Origin of the sequence: Marinobacterium zhoushanense (assembly GCF_014641945.1) — a bacterium.
GTDB lineage: Bacteria > Pseudomonadota > Gammaproteobacteria > Pseudomonadales > Balneatricaceae > Marinobacterium_D > Marinobacterium_D zhoushanense.
On record NZ_BMIJ01000003.1, the window covers coordinates 487,706 to 500,529 of the forward strand.

Genomic DNA, 12,824 nt, shown 5'->3' on the forward strand with positions numbered 1-12,824 from the left:
GATGGTTCTTCATACCCTGAATCAAGCCCCTGCCAACGCCGCCTGCATGGCAAGCGCACTCGCCGCTATGACAGCACAAGACACCCTGCTGCTGATCGAAGATGGGGTCTATTGGACCCTGCCCACCTTTGCATCACAGCTTGCGAATATCCCGGGAAGCGTAGTAGCGCTTGCACCCGACCTGCAGGCTCGCGGCCTGACTTCAGATGCGATCGAAAGCGTAGACGACGCTGGTTTCGTAGCCTTGTGCGTCTCCCATGACAAGGTCGTGAGCTGGTTCTGATGGCAACGGAAAACATAGCGGGGCAGGCGATCGCTTTCGACGACGAGGGGTATCTGGATGATCTCAGCCAGTGGAGTCCGCAAGTAGCGGAGTATCTCGCCACCCAGGAAGGACTCAGGCTGACCGAGGCGCACTGGGAGATTCTCTACCTGTTGCGCGATTTCTATTCTCGGTACGAACATTCTCCGGCCATGCGACCGCTGGTCAAAGCGGTAAAGCAGTCCCTGGGCGACGATAAGGGCCGAAGCATCTATCTCATGCAGCTGTTTCCGGGTAGCCCGGCCAAGGTCAGTGCGCGATTGGCCGGGTTGCCGAAGCCCGATAACTGCCTCTGACGCTCTTTTAACGTGTCCGGGGCTATGTGATACTGTGCCTGTCGCTCTTACAATACAGATCCGCCTGCCCGGAGCAATGTTGGCCCATCGCAGGACGATTCGAACTGAACTGACAGGGTACTCCACATGAGTCTAGAAGCCGCTGCCGAACAGTTGCATATGCTCAAGAAGCACGAACTTAAGAAACAGGAAACAAAATCACGAAAGGCCCAGCAGGAAGACGTGGTCTATCACCAGTGGGCGACCTTCCGTGTGGACAATGAGCTGTACGGCATCGACGTAATGCAGGTGAAAGAGGTTCTGCGCTACAGCGAGATCACGCCTGTACCCGGCGCCGATGCATCGGTATTGGGTATTATCAATCTTCGCGGAAACGTGGTAACGGTGATCGATACTCGTCAGATGTTTCGTATGCCGCGAGCACAGCCGGATGACGAAACCCGCGTCATCGTCGTTGAGTTCAATGAGTCAGAGGTTATTGGCCTGGTGGTCGATAGCGTCGACGAAGTGCTGAACCTGCCGCAGAATGATGTAGACCGGGCCCCTAACGCCTCAGGCGAGGAAACCAGTAAGCGCTTCGTTCAGGGCGTTTGCTACCACAACGGCCTGCTGATCATCCTGCTCGACCTGTCCAAAATGCTACTGAGCATTACCCCGGCAAACGATGATGAACTGGTCGGCAACCACATCTAAGTGCCGAGTATCGGATCAAAAAAAGAGGCCCCTTATTCAGGGGCCTCTTTTCGTCTCAGAGTACATTGACTGCTTACATTACCCTGTTGGTGGTCAGATATTTCGATGATGCATCCGGCCCCGTGCCATCGGCATAGAGTGTGACGCCGGAGCGCAGACAGATCGACAGGTTCCGATGCGAAGCCTCGGTCTCGACCGGTAACAGATGATTGACCGCCGCCTTCTCCTCCAGAAGTTCTGCTTCCGTCAGTTTCATACGCTCACGGCTCCAATCGGAGATCTCCAATCCACGCACGATCTGGTAACGGCCATAGTCGCAACGTACCGGAAATGAGTAGAAGATCCCCTTCTCGACGCCGTAACTGCCATCACTGACAATCCCCATGCTGACAATTTCACCCGCGTCGGTTCCCAGAATCCAGTCGTGCATATGGTCGACCACCGCCTGCGCCGCCGACGCTGCGCTGGACAAGCCTCGTGCAGCGATGATCTCGCCACCCCTGTTCTGGATTTTGGGAATGAAGACATTCTCATACCAGCCCATATCAATCTGCTTCATTACCGGCTCATCGAGCACGGCGGCATGATGCAGGTCCGGGTACTGTGTAGTGGAGTGATTTCCCCAGATCACGATACGGCTGATGTTACGTGGATTGGCGCCGGTGTGGTTGGCCAGAATCCCTTTCGCGCGGTTATGATCAAGCCGCGTCAATGCGGTGAACTGAGAGGGGCTTAGCTTGGGGGCGTTACGGCTGGCGATCAGCGCATTGGTATTGGCCGGGTTACCGACGACCAGCACCTTGACGTCACGGTTGGCGAAATCATTCAGCGCCCGGCCCTGACGGCTGAAGATAGCGGCGTTGGATTCCAGCAGATCCCTGCGCTCCATGCCCGGCCCACGTGGGCGTGCGCCAATCAGCAGCGCGTAATGAACGTTATTGAATCCGTCCTCAACGTTGTCGTGCAGCGTGATGGTGTGAAGCAAGGGATAAGCGCAATCCTCCAACTCCATCGCAAGGCCACGCAGCGCTTCCATACGCTCCGGCATCTCTATCAACTGTAGAATGACCGGCTGATCCTTACCGAACATCTCCCCACTGGCTACCTTGAACAGCAGGCTATTGCTAATGGCTCCCGCCGCACCCGTAACTGCAATTCGTACCGGTCTTCTCATAGAAAAGCTCCTATTATCCCGTTTTTATCCTGTTCGCAGCCGGGCTGCGGCAGCTAGTTAGACTTTAGTCTAAGTCCATTCAACGCGAGAAAGGGTTACAGATGCAAGCGCGAAAAACGCCTTTTCCACAATACGAATCGAGTTTTTCGGTATATGAATACGTTATAGGAAGGAGAGAAAGGTAAATACGGGTGCTGAATAGCACCCGTGTCGATCAGCGGGAGCGGGCTTTGGTAAACAGTTGATAGAAGTTCTCGCGTGTTGCCTCGGCAACCTCTTCGATACGCAAGCCCTTAACATCTGCTATACAGCGAGCAACCTCGGGTACATAGGTCGGCTCATTCTGCTTGCCGCGATAGGGAACCGGTGCCAGATAGGGGGAGTCGGTTTCGATCAGCATTTTGTCCAACGGTACCGCCCGCACCACATCGCGCAACTCTTCTGCATTACGAAAGGTAATAATACCCGAGAACGAGATGTAGAAGTTCAATTCAAGCGCGGCCAGCGCCATCTCGCGGGACTCGGTGAAACAGTGCAACACGCCCGCCACATTTGGATCGGCATGCTCACGGATGACGTCAAGGGTATCCTCACGTGCATCACGAGTGTGCACGATAACCGGCAGACCGAATTCGGAGCCCAGCTGCAAATGGCCGGCGAAGCTCTCGCGCTGCTGCTCTGCCAGCTCTTTGCTGTAGTAGTAGTCGAGCCCGGTTTCGCCCAGCGCGACGATACGCTCGCGGCTGGCGGCCTCCCGCAGACGCTCCTTGTCGAACGGGCACTCGCCGACATGACAGGGGTGAATTCCGGCCGAGGCATATACATTGCCGAACGGTTTTACCCGCCTGTACATCTCTTCAAACTGATTGAGATCGATGGCAACGCACAGCATCTCTTCGACGCCTGCATCGCCCGCCGCCTGTATAAGGTTGGCGAGGGAACCATCGTGACGGCCGAGATCCAGCCGATCCAGATGGCAGTGGGAATCTATGAACATGAAAATCCAGACATTATAGCGTGTTGGTACGGCGGCCTTTGCCCAGTGCTCCGGCCAGATAGGTTTCGAGTTTGCCGACGAGCTGCACATCCTCGCTCGACAGCTGGATTCCGATACCCGGAATACGCCCACCCTGGGCAGCCCTAGGGGTTACCCAGACCACCTTGCCGGTGACCGGGATCTTGTCCGGCTCATCCATCAGCGTCATCAGCATGAATACCTCTTCTCCCAACTGGTAGGAGCGAGTCGTCGGAATAAACAGCCCGCCATTATTGATGAACGGCATGTAGGCCTTGAGGAGTTCCTCTTTATTCCCGATAGCCAGTGAGAGGATACCGTGACTGATTCTGGGCACGATCGACATGAACAGCTGCACTCCTGCTTAACGAATCAGCGCTCTCCAGTCGAACAGAAGTTTCTCCAGAAGCAGCTGACGATTCGGGTTATGTCGCAACATGAGGCTTTTACGCTCATCCTGAACGCGATCAACCAAAGTGAAGATTCTAACCCTGTCGGCTCGATTCGCAACTGCCGAAAGCATTTTTGTCATATCGACATTGTTCAAGTCAGGGTTTGGCGCACCGGACTGCAGGCGCACCAGATCGGCCAGCAGACTAAGCCACCAGTCGAGTAGATGGATAAGCTCCTCCTTGTGCAGCTTCTGCGCCAGACTGATCGCATCGGTTCGATCGCGGAGCACATCGGCAAGTCCACTCATAAAATTACGCCGAAGATCGAGCAACTCTCCCTGCTTGAGTGAGACAGCGCCAAGCGGCGCCCCCTGCGCGATGGCCAGCAGCTTTTCGGCCTCATCTTCGTTCAAGTCCAACTGCTGTGCCAGCCACCCCCTGCTCTGATCAGGCGACGGCAAGCTGAACTCCATGCGCTGACAACGGCTACGAATTGTGGGCATCAGCTGTCCAAGCTGGTGACAGACCAGGATCAACAGCGTGTCCTGTCCGGGCTCCTCCAGCGTTTTGAGTAACGCATTGGCAGCCGCCACATTCATCGCTTCCGCCGGATCCATGATCATGATGCGGTAGCCGCCCTGCTGGGCGGTGCTGTGCAGGATATTGGTCAACTCGCGAACCTGGTCCACCCTTATGGGCTTACCCGGCTCCTCTGGGCGCAGAAACAGCCGGTCTGGATGATGTCCGCTGGCGATCAGCTCACAGCTCCGACAGCGACCACAGGGCTTACCCTCCAGTGGCTGATGGCACAGCAGCAGATGCGCCAGAGCCGCGCCGAAGGCAGCCTTACCGACCCCTGCGGGACCACTGAGCAACAGAGCATGGGGCAAGCGCCCCTTAGCGTTCTGCTCGACAAGATGAGCCCACTGCTCCGCTAACCATGGATAGATCTGCTCATCAACGTTCATGACCACTCCAAACCGGACAACGCGAGATCAATCTGCTGCTGCACCTGCGCAAGCGGCGGCTCTGCGTCGATCACCCTGATACGCCCTGGCTCCTGCGCCGCCCGTGCGAGATAGGCATCACGCACACGCTGAAAAAACTCTACCCGCTCCGTCTCGAACCGGTCGGGGGTCCCTCGGGAGTGCGCGCGGGCAAGTCCAATCTCCACTGGCAGATCCAGCAACAGTGTGAGATCCGGACGACGCTGGCGCTGAACCAGCTGTTCGAGTAGCGCGACCGGCTCGGAGGCCAGTTGGCGACCGCCGCCCTGATAAGCAAAAGTGGCATCGGTAAAGCGATCACAGAGGACCCAGGCCCCACGCGCGAGCGCCGGCTCGATCACGGCAAAAAGATGTTGTGCACGAGCTGCAAACATCATCAGCAGCTCCGCCATATCGGAGACCGGTTCAGTACGGGGCGTCAACAGTAGCTCACGAAGCTGCTCGCCAAGCGGCGTACCTCCCGGCTCCCGCGTCACGACAACCTCATGCCCTCTCCGCTCGAGGTATTCGCGCACGTAGTTAAGATTGGTGGTCTTACCGACCCCCTCTATCCCTTCCAGGGTGATGAAATAACCAGACATCGTCAGTTTTCCGGGCTCGAGCGGTAGTTTTCTGCGCGTTTCAGCTGAAAGCGTGAGACCGCCCTGTTATGTTCCACCAGCGTATCAGAAAATTGATGACTGCCATCCCCTCGCGCAACGAAATAGAGCGCTTTTCCAGGGGCCGGACTCACTGCAGCCTGTATTGCCTCCCGGCCAACCATGGCGATAGGTGTGGGGGGAAGTCCGTCGATCACGTAGGTGTTATATGGGGTGGCCTTGCGCAGGTCCGAGCGGCGAATATTGCCCTTGTACGCATCACCCATGCCGTAGATGACCGTCGGATCTGTCTGCAGTCGCATACCACGATCAAGACGGCGGGTAAAAACACCCGCGATGCGTGACCGCTCCTCCGCCACCGCGGTCTCCTTCTCGACGATGGACGCGAGTATGAGTGCCTCATAGGGTGTTTTTAACGGAAGATTCTCGGCACGCCCAGACCAGGCGGCCTCCAGCGTCTGGTTAAGGGCTTGGTGGGCACGCGACAGCAGATCGAGGGCCGACATACCGCGCTCGAACTGATAGGTCTCTGCCAGAAACATCCCCTCCGGCGAAGGCGCCTCTATGCCAAGCGCCTCGACAACCTGCTCATCGCTCAACTCATTGAGGTTCTGCGACAGCAATACCTCACGTGCCAGTGCGGCACGCACCTCACTCCAACGACTACCTTCGATGATGGTGAAATGGTAGCGCTGGGTGTCGCCGTTAACGATTTTCTGCACGATCTGTCGTGGTGTCATGCCGGGATCGAGCTGGTACTCTCCCGCTTTAATCCGGGTAAGGGCCGGCTCAAGACGCGCCATAACACGCATATACAGCGCATTATCTATGATTGAATTTTCTTCAAGATATGCCACCAAAGCATTGTAATACATGCCTTTTTCAACATGAACGATGCGCGTGTCGCTGATATTTGCGGCACTATTGATATAGCGCTGGTAGTCGCTCCACAGCCACAGCAGAGCGGCCGCGGCCGTCGCGACCAATAGAATCAGCGTTGCAGCCAAGCGCTTGATCAACACCCTTGATACTCCTTATCCAACAACGACTGAAGCGCGAGCGTTCTCTTGCCTATTCCAAGCTCGACACCTTCATATTCGATCACCGGCCAGATACCGATCAGGCTATTGCAGAGAAAAATTTCATCCGCCTGACTGAGCTGTTGGGGCGAGAATCTGCCGACCTGAACACACTCGCCTGCACACTCTTCAGCTTCCAGTACCCAGCGCCGAAGAATACCGGCGACACCGCACTGAGTAAGCTCTGGCGTACAGAGCACCCCATCGAGCACGAAGAACAGATTACTCATGGTGCCTTCAATCAGCGTTCCGCCGGTGTCACACACCACCCCTTCTCGGATACCGGGATCATTCCACTCAGCCCTGGCCAGCACCTGCTCCAAGCGATTGAGATGTTTGATACCGGCCAGAAGTGGCTGCTGGGCGAGCCGGGTCTGGCACAACCTAATCCTGACCCCCTTCTGCTTAGGCTGGTCAGGCCAATCAGGCATGGCCAACAGCTGAATTATCCGGGTTGGTTCTATCTCATCATTTACGGCGTAGCCCCTACCCCCAACGCCTCGTGTGACGGTCAGCTTGAGCACTCCCTGTTCCGGGAGCTCAGGGAGTTCCTGTTCCAGTTGCCGGATGAGTCCGTCAGCAGGGATAGACAAGCGCCGACAACCTTCTACAAGGCGTTCAAGATGCCATTTCCAGAATTGCGGCTGCCGGTGTTGGATCAGTATGGTTTCGAATACCCCCTGACCATAAGACAGGCCTCGGTCGCCAGTATCTACGCAGTGTTGAGGGGAACCGTTGATCAGGATAATCGGTGTCATTGTTTCCGGGGATGAAAGGTAAAACGGGAGGCAAAGCCTCCCGTTTCTTACAGCTTATTGAAGACCAATGTACCGTTAGTACCGCCGAAACCGAAAGAGTTCGACATGGCTGCATCAATTCTGCATTGTTGCGCCGTATGAGCCACATAGTTGAGATCGCAGCCTTCTGACGGATTGTCCAGGTTAATGGTGGGCGGTGCCACCTGGTCACGCAGGGCAAGCACACAGAACGCAGCTTCAACCGCACCCGCCGCACCGAGCAGGTGCCCGATCATCGACTTGGTCGAACTCATACGAACACTCCCGGCAGCAGCGCCAAGGACACGCTTAGCCGCATTTGACTCGGCTATATCGCCCGCCGGGGTGGAAGTACCATGAGCGTTGATATAGTTGATCTGCTCCGCATTGAACCCGGAATCCTTAATCGCATTGGACATGGCCAACGCGGCGCCGGAACCATCTTCAGGCGGTGCGGTCATGTGGTATGCATCATCGCTCATACCAAAGCCGGACAGCTCGCAGTAGATATCAGCACCGCGCGCCTTGGCGTACTCATACTCCTCCAGCACCAGTACACCGGCACCTTCCCCAAGTACGAATCCATCACGATCTCGGTCCCAGGGACGACTAGCGGCTTCGGGGCTGTCGTTACGCGTAGACAGCGCCCGCGCAGCGGAAAATCCGGCCACACCCAAGGGCGTGGTCGCCATCTCCGCACCGCCCGCAACCATAACGTCGGCATCACCATACTGAATCATACGCATCGCATGACCAATATTGTGCGTACCGGTGGTGCAAGCAGTGGTAATTGCGATGTTCGGGCCTCGGAAGCCATACTTGATTGCCAGGTTTCCGGCAATCATATTGATGATACTTCCAGGCACAAAGAACGGGGATACACGACGCGGGCCCGATGTATTCAATACATCATGGGTTTTCTCGATCATCGGCAAACCACCGATTCCGGAGCCCAACGCACAACCTATTCTAGTGGCGTTCTCTTCGGACACTTCGAGACCAGCATCTTCAACCGCCTGAATGGCGGCTACCATGCCGTACTGGATGAACAGATCCATCTTGCGCGCCTCTTTGGCGCTCATGTACGGCTCGATATCGAAATTTTTAACGGATGCGGAAAAACGGGTTCCGTACTGGCTGGCATCGAAATGCTCGATATTGGCCGCGCCACTCTTACCGTTAAGAATGTTTTCCCATGTCGCTTTGACAGTGTTACCAACCGGCGTCAGCAACCCTATTCCGGTCACCACCACTCTTCTGCGAGACATGTTTATCCTCCAGCACTACAAGCTGACAAAAGAAAAGCCGCACTATACAGGCATATAGATGCGGCTTTTCGATCAAACCTTGTGGGACAGATTACTGGTGCGCGTTGATGTAATCGATCGCCAGCTGAACAGTGGTGATTTTTTCAGCTTCTTCATCAGGAATTTCAGTTTCGAATTCCTCTTCCAGCGCCATAACCAGCTCAACAGTATCCAGAGAGTCGGCGCCCAGATCCTCAACGAAGGAAGCTTCCTTGGTGACTTCTTCCTCTTTTACGCCCAGCTGCTCAGCGATGATTTTCTTAACGCGCTCTTCAATGTTGCTCATATCTCTTCCTATTGTCTTCTCAACACCATCACATCCCAAGATGCGTGACGGAATTTTAGTAAAACCCGCAACGCCCTCGCAAGCGTGACGGCTTGGATTTTTTTCTCGTCAAGCTGACGGCCAATTATCCTCAAATCGGCGAAAAAAACAATTCTTTCTACATCAGTCATGACGACGGGGTTGAACATCGGGACCAGCCCGATCAACCCATGTACATCCCACCGTTGACCTGAATGGTCTCACCGGTGATATACGCACCACCCTCGCTACACAGGAATCCAACCACCGAGGCGATCTCTTCCGGCTTGCCAAGGCGATTCATCGGAATCTGAGCCTGCAGGTTGGCCTTGTGCTCCTCCGGTAGCCCCGAGGTCATATCGGTATCGATAAAACCGGGCGCAACACAGTTAACGGTCACGTTCCTTGACCCCAACTCCCGTGCCAGCGCACGGGTAAAGCCCTCCATGCCCGACTTGGCGGCAGCATAGTTGGCCTGGCCCGCATTACCCATGGACGCCACTACGGAACTCACGCTCACGATACGTCCCCAGCGCGCTTTCGTCATGCCGCGCAAGCAACCTTTCGCCAAACGATAGATCGAGGTCAGGTTAGTATCGATTACTGCATCCCACTCGTCATCTTTCATGCGCATCATCAGATTATCGCGCGTGATACCGGCATTATTGACCAGAATCTCGATCGCGCCGAACTCGCTCTGAATCGACTTGACGACAGCGTCGATAGATTCGGGGGATGCCACATTCAATACCAGCCCCTTGCCACCGTTACCTGCAGCCGCGAGATAGTCACTGATAGCAGCCGCGCCGTTTTCACTGGTTGCCGTACCAATCACCACCGCCCCCTGGGCAGCCAGGTTTTCTGCGATAGCCTTGCCTATGCCTCGGGTAGCGCCTGTAACCAGCGCAATTTTACCTTCAATACTCATTCAACCATTCCTTATTATTGCCCCGCCCCAACCAACCAGGCCGAGACACTTCGATCAAAGTGCCAGCGCTTTAGCCAGTCCTGCAGCATCGTTGATGGCAACCACCTCAAGCGCACGATCGATCTTTTTGTTCAAGCCGGCGAGAACCTTGCCCGGACCACACTCGATGGTGGTTTTGACGCCGCAGGTTACCATGTTCTGCACGCTGGCCGTCCAAAGAACCGGGCTGTACAACTGCGTCAGCAAGTTAGCCTTGAGCTCTTCGATGTCACTGGGTGCCTCCGCCGTCACGTTCTGGATCACCTTAATGATCGGCATCCGCAGTTCGATATCGGAAAGCATCTCGCCCATGCGCTCTGCCGCCGGTCTCATCAATGCACAGTGAGAAGGCACGCTGACGGGCAGCGGGATGGCGCGCTTGGCACCAGCCGCCTTACAGGCTTCGATGGCGCGTTCGACTGCGCCCTTCTCGCCGGCGATCACCACCTGACCGGGACAATTGAAATTAACCGCGGATACGACACCGCCCTGCGCCGCGCTGGCACAGGCGTCGGTTACAGCCGCATCATCAAGGCCCAGTATGGCGGCCATTGCGCCGGTACCCGCAGGTACCGCCTGCTGCATGAACTCGCCACGCGCACGCACAAGACGCACGCCGTCCGCAAAATTGATCGCGCCGGCACAAACCAGGGCGGTATATTCTCCCAGACTGTGCCCTGCCATGACCGATGGTGCCAAGCCGTCCAGCTGATCCCATAGGCGCCACAGAGCCACCCCAGAAGTCAGCAGTACCGGCTGGGTATTTTCGGTGCTGTTGAGCGCCTCTTCCGGCCCTGACTGCGCCAGAGCCCAAAGATCCTGACCCAGTGCCTCAGAGGCCTCCTGGAAAGTCTGTTCAATAATCGGATGCTGCTCGGCTAGTTCGGAGAGCATACCTAGATGCTGTGACCCCTGGCCGGGAAAAACAAAAGCAAGCGACTGCGACATGACATCCTCATTAAACCGTGTTTCTGCCACCCTGCGGCGCGCAAACCGCGACCAACAGGTATCGGGGGGCGTAGTTTACAGTATTCATTAATTTTTAGAACGATCTGCGGCATCCATCTGCCGCCCGTTTCCACAGCGCGCCATCTCACGGGCAACCTGGTCGCCAATCCTGGCCGGCACATTGAGCCTCGCCTCCTCGAACGCCTGATCAATGGCGTGGCCGAAATAGGTCCGGTTCGCCCCACCGTGACTCTTCACCACAACCCCTTTCAGACCGAGCAGAGTGGCGCCGTTGCGACGACCTGGATCCAACTGCTTCTTGAGCTCCCTCAGCATCGGAGTCGCCAGCAAGGCAACGAAACGGCGATACAGATTGCGGCGAAAGCTGCTCTGTACCTTGCGTACCAGCAATTTGGAAAGACCTTCACAGCTTTTCAACGCCACGTTGCCGACGAACCCGTCGCAGACGACCAGATCGGCACGCCCGGAGAACAGATCATCCCCCTCAAGATAGCCGATAAAATTCAAGCCGCCATGGGCCTGAATCAGACGACTGGCTTCGCGCACGCACTCGGTACCCTTGTTATCCTCGGAGCCGACGTTAAGCAGAGCCAATTGAGGCCGCTCCCGACTATCAATCGCCTCAACCATTACTGAGCCCATGATGGCAAACTGCAGCAACTGCTCGGCGCTCGAGTCGATATTCGCCCCCAGGTCGAGCATGTAGCTATAACCTTTAAGGGTTGGAATGGCGGCAACAATAGCAGGACGCTCTATTCCGGGCAGCATACCCAACACCAGGCGACTCATAGCCATCAACGCCCCGGTATTACCCGCGCTAATGCAAGCTTGGGCACGCGCCTGCGCGACCAGTTCGAGCGCCTTCCACATAGAGGAGTCGCGACGACTGCGCAGTGCGAGCGAAGGCTTTTCGTCCATCGCGACAACATCGTCGGCGTGGATTACTTCAAGTCGCTGAAGGTGTTTGCCGCGGTGACGGCCAAGCTGGGGGGTGATTGCGTCGGATTGACCGACCAACAGGATCTGCAACTGCGGGTGACGTTTGAGGGCATCACTGGCCGCAGCAACAGTAACGCGGGGACCGAAGTCCCCGCCCATTGCATCAACGCTGATGCAATACGATCCGGTCAAGCTTATTCGTCGCCCTTGCCTGCAACGACCTGACGACCGCGATAGAAACCGTCAGCGCTGACGTGGTGACGACGGTGAGTTTCACCGGTAGTCGCGTCGACAGACAGAGTCGGGCCGCTCAGCGCATCATGTGAACGACGCATATCGCGACGGGAACGAGATTTTTTGTTCTGCTGTACTGCCATGGTTATGTAGCTCCTGGTTCAACTCTTATCGGCCTTTTTAAGTTCGGCCAATACACTGAATGGGTTGGGTTTATCTTTCTGCGTCCGGGCCGCCTCATCAGCGTCACCAAAAGAGGTCTGAACAGAGCAGTCATCATGGTACGCAACCAGCGGAAGACTGAGTATCAATTCATCCTCTATCAGCGACAGCAGCTCGACATCTTCAGCCTCGACGATCAGCGGATCGTAATACCGGGGCAGATTTTTAGCCTGTTCCTCGTTGAGCACCATAGCCAGAACGACTTCAGCCTCAACATCTACCGCCACCGGTTCAAGGCAACGCTGACAGGTCAACATGACGCTACCGCTTGCCGATCCGGAGACGGTTCTTAAACGCTGCTCATCCACCGCAAACGATAGCGCGACCTGGATTTCGCCAGAGTCATTTGCAAGAAGCGAGACCAATCGCGGCATTGCGGATACACCAGCAACACCCTCAATTTTCGCTTCCCGCTCAGCCAATTTGCGCGGGTCAACTCTTTTCGGTAAAGGACCGTACGACATAAGCGCGCAATTCTAGGTGCCAAACAGATGCCTGTCAAAGGAAAGCGGGCGTTTTAATCTATAAA

17 protein-coding genes are annotated in these 12,824 nt (G+C 56.1%); 3 read left to right on the plus strand and 14 right to left on the minus strand.

The annotated features are described in order from the left end of the window. Position 1 precedes the first annotated feature (1 nt). The 3 genes from tusB (at position 2) to IEX40_RS09420 (ending at position 1,311) form a co-directional block, all read left to right on the plus strand. Positions 2-283 carry a sulfurtransferase complex subunit TusB gene (gene tusB, locus IEX40_RS09410; protein WP_188747561.1) on the plus strand — a complete coding sequence of 94 codons (282 nt, stop codon included), beginning with the start codon at positions 2-4 and terminating at the stop codon, positions 281-283. Beyond that, on the plus strand, positions 283-618 hold the full coding sequence (locus IEX40_RS09415) for a TusE/DsrC/DsvC family sulfur relay protein (protein ID WP_188747563.1): 336 nt from the start codon (positions 283-285) through the stop codon (positions 616-618). Before tusB ends, IEX40_RS09415 begins: the two co-directional genes overlap by 1 nt. Positions 619-744: 126 nt before the next feature. Further along, positions 745-1,311: a chemotaxis protein CheW gene (locus IEX40_RS09420; protein WP_188747565.1), complete on the plus strand. Its 567-nt coding sequence runs from the start codon at positions 745-747 to the stop codon at positions 1,309-1,311. A gap of 73 nt (positions 1,312-1,384) precedes the next feature. On the opposite strand, the gene IEX40_RS09425 is transcribed toward IEX40_RS09420, so the two are convergent. The 14 genes from IEX40_RS09425 to IEX40_RS09490 all read right to left on the minus strand — a co-directional run bounded on the left by IEX40_RS09425 (position 1,385) and on the right by IEX40_RS09490 (position 12,759). Beyond that, on the minus strand, positions 1,385-2,485 hold the full coding sequence (locus IEX40_RS09425) for a malate dehydrogenase (RefSeq protein WP_188747566.1): 1,101 nt from the start codon (positions 2,483-2,485) through the stop codon (positions 1,385-1,387). Positions 2,486-2,699: 214 nt separating this feature from the next. Further along, positions 2,700-3,482, minus strand: coding sequence for a TatD family hydrolase (locus tag IEX40_RS09430; protein ID WP_188747568.1), 783 nt, complete (start codon positions 3,480-3,482; stop codon positions 2,700-2,702). Between the two features lie 13 nt (positions 3,483-3,495). Further along, positions 3,496-3,846, minus strand: coding sequence for a PilZ domain-containing protein (locus IEX40_RS09435; protein ID WP_188747570.1), 351 nt, complete (start codon positions 3,844-3,846; stop codon positions 3,496-3,498). A gap of 18 nt (positions 3,847-3,864) precedes the next feature. Next, positions 3,865-4,860 (minus strand): DNA polymerase III subunit delta', encoded by a 996-nt coding sequence (locus IEX40_RS09440; protein ID WP_188747573.1) that lies wholly within the window; start codon positions 4,858-4,860, stop codon positions 3,865-3,867. Continuing rightward, positions 4,857-5,480 (minus strand): dTMP kinase, encoded by a 624-nt coding sequence (gene tmk, locus IEX40_RS09445; protein ID WP_188747575.1) that lies wholly within the window; start codon positions 5,478-5,480, stop codon positions 4,857-4,859. The genes IEX40_RS09440 and tmk overlap by 4 nt, the downstream gene beginning before the upstream one ends. A 2-nt stretch (positions 5,481-5,482) precedes the next feature. Continuing rightward, complete coding sequence (gene mltG, locus IEX40_RS09450; RefSeq protein ID WP_229680671.1) at positions 5,483-6,520, minus strand: endolytic transglycosylase MltG; 1,038 nt, start codon at positions 6,518-6,520, stop codon at positions 5,483-5,485. Beyond that, positions 6,514-7,335 (minus strand): aminodeoxychorismate lyase, encoded by an 822-nt coding sequence (pabC, locus tag IEX40_RS09455; RefSeq protein WP_188747577.1) that lies wholly within the window; start codon positions 7,333-7,335, stop codon positions 6,514-6,516. Before pabC ends, mltG begins: the two co-directional genes overlap by 7 nt. A 47-nt stretch (positions 7,336-7,382) precedes the next feature. Beyond that, positions 7,383-8,621 (minus strand): beta-ketoacyl-ACP synthase II, encoded by a 1,239-nt coding sequence (gene fabF, locus IEX40_RS09460; RefSeq protein WP_188747578.1) that lies wholly within the window; start codon positions 8,619-8,621, stop codon positions 7,383-7,385. A 91-nt stretch (positions 8,622-8,712) separates the two neighbouring features. Next, the gene (acpP, locus tag IEX40_RS09465) at positions 8,713-8,946 is read right to left on the minus strand and encodes an acyl carrier protein (RefSeq protein ID WP_027854376.1); all 234 of its coding nucleotides are present in this window, start codon (positions 8,944-8,946) and stop codon (positions 8,713-8,715) included. A gap of 202 nt (positions 8,947-9,148) precedes the next feature. Beyond that, on the minus strand, positions 9,149-9,892 hold the full coding sequence (fabG, locus tag IEX40_RS09470; RefSeq protein ID WP_188747579.1) for a 3-oxoacyl-ACP reductase FabG: 744 nt from the start codon (positions 9,890-9,892) through the stop codon (positions 9,149-9,151). 54 nt (positions 9,893-9,946) lie between these two features. Further along, positions 9,947-10,879: an ACP S-malonyltransferase gene (gene fabD, locus IEX40_RS09475; protein ID WP_188747580.1), complete on the minus strand. Its 933-nt coding sequence runs from the start codon at positions 10,877-10,879 to the stop codon at positions 9,947-9,949. Between the two features lie 87 nt (positions 10,880-10,966). Beyond that, positions 10,967-12,031 (minus strand): phosphate acyltransferase PlsX, encoded by a 1,065-nt coding sequence (gene plsX / locus IEX40_RS09480; RefSeq protein ID WP_188747581.1) that lies wholly within the window; start codon positions 12,029-12,031, stop codon positions 10,967-10,969. A 2-nt stretch (positions 12,032-12,033) separates the two neighbouring features. Beyond that, entirely contained in the window at positions 12,034-12,216 is a 183-nt protein-coding gene (rpmF, locus tag IEX40_RS09485; RefSeq protein WP_188747582.1) for a 50S ribosomal protein L32, read from the minus strand. 18 nt (positions 12,217-12,234) lie between these two features. Beyond that, the gene (locus IEX40_RS09490; RefSeq protein WP_188747583.1) at positions 12,235-12,759 is read right to left on the minus strand and encodes a YceD family protein; all 525 of its coding nucleotides are present in this window, start codon (positions 12,757-12,759) and stop codon (positions 12,235-12,237) included. Positions 12,760-12,824: the final 65 nt, after the last annotated feature.

Excerpts from the sequence above, each read along its gene's own strand:
- tusB (WP_188747561.1), top strand. The coding sequence starts at position 2 with ATGGTTCTTCATACCCTGAATCAAGCCCCTGCCAACGCCGCCTGCATG.
- IEX40_RS09415 (WP_188747563.1), top strand. The coding sequence starts at position 283 with ATGGCAACGGAAAACATAGCGGGGCAGGCGATCGCTTTCGACGACGAG.
- IEX40_RS09420 (WP_188747565.1), top strand. The coding sequence starts at position 745 with ATGAGTCTAGAAGCCGCTGCCGAACAGTTGCATATGCTCAAGAAGCAC.
- IEX40_RS09425 (WP_188747566.1), bottom strand. The coding sequence starts at position 2,485 with ATGAGAAGACCGGTACGAATTGCAGTTACGGGTGCGGCGGGAGCCATT.
- IEX40_RS09430 (WP_188747568.1), bottom strand. The coding sequence starts at position 3,482 with ATGTTCATAGATTCCCACTGCCATCTGGATCGGCTGGATCTCGGCCGT.
- IEX40_RS09435 (WP_188747570.1), bottom strand. The coding sequence starts at position 3,846 with ATGTCGATCGTGCCCAGAATCAGTCACGGTATCCTCTCACTGGCTATC.
- IEX40_RS09440 (WP_188747573.1), bottom strand. The coding sequence starts at position 4,860 with ATGAACGTTGATGAGCAGATCTATCCATGGTTAGCGGAGCAGTGGGCT.
- tmk (WP_188747575.1), bottom strand. The coding sequence starts at position 5,480 with ATGTCTGGTTATTTCATCACCCTGGAAGGGATAGAGGGGGTCGGTAAG.
- pabC (WP_188747577.1), bottom strand. The coding sequence starts at position 7,335 with ATGACACCGATTATCCTGATCAACGGTTCCCCTCAACACTGCGTAGAT.
- fabF (WP_188747578.1), bottom strand. The coding sequence starts at position 8,621 with ATGTCTCGCAGAAGAGTGGTGGTGACCGGAATAGGGTTGCTGACGCCG.
- acpP (WP_027854376.1), bottom strand. The coding sequence starts at position 8,946 with ATGAGCAACATTGAAGAGCGCGTTAAGAAAATCATCGCTGAGCAGCTG.
- fabG (WP_188747579.1), bottom strand. The coding sequence starts at position 9,892 with ATGAGTATTGAAGGTAAAATTGCGCTGGTTACAGGCGCTACCCGAGGC.
- fabD (WP_188747580.1), bottom strand. The coding sequence starts at position 10,879 with ATGTCGCAGTCGCTTGCTTTTGTTTTTCCCGGCCAGGGGTCACAGCAT.
- rpmF (WP_188747582.1), bottom strand. The coding sequence starts at position 12,216 with ATGGCAGTACAGCAGAACAAAAAATCTCGTTCCCGTCGCGATATGCGT.
- IEX40_RS09490 (WP_188747583.1), bottom strand. The coding sequence starts at position 12,759 with ATGTCGTACGGTCCTTTACCGAAAAGAGTTGACCCGCGCAAATTGGCT.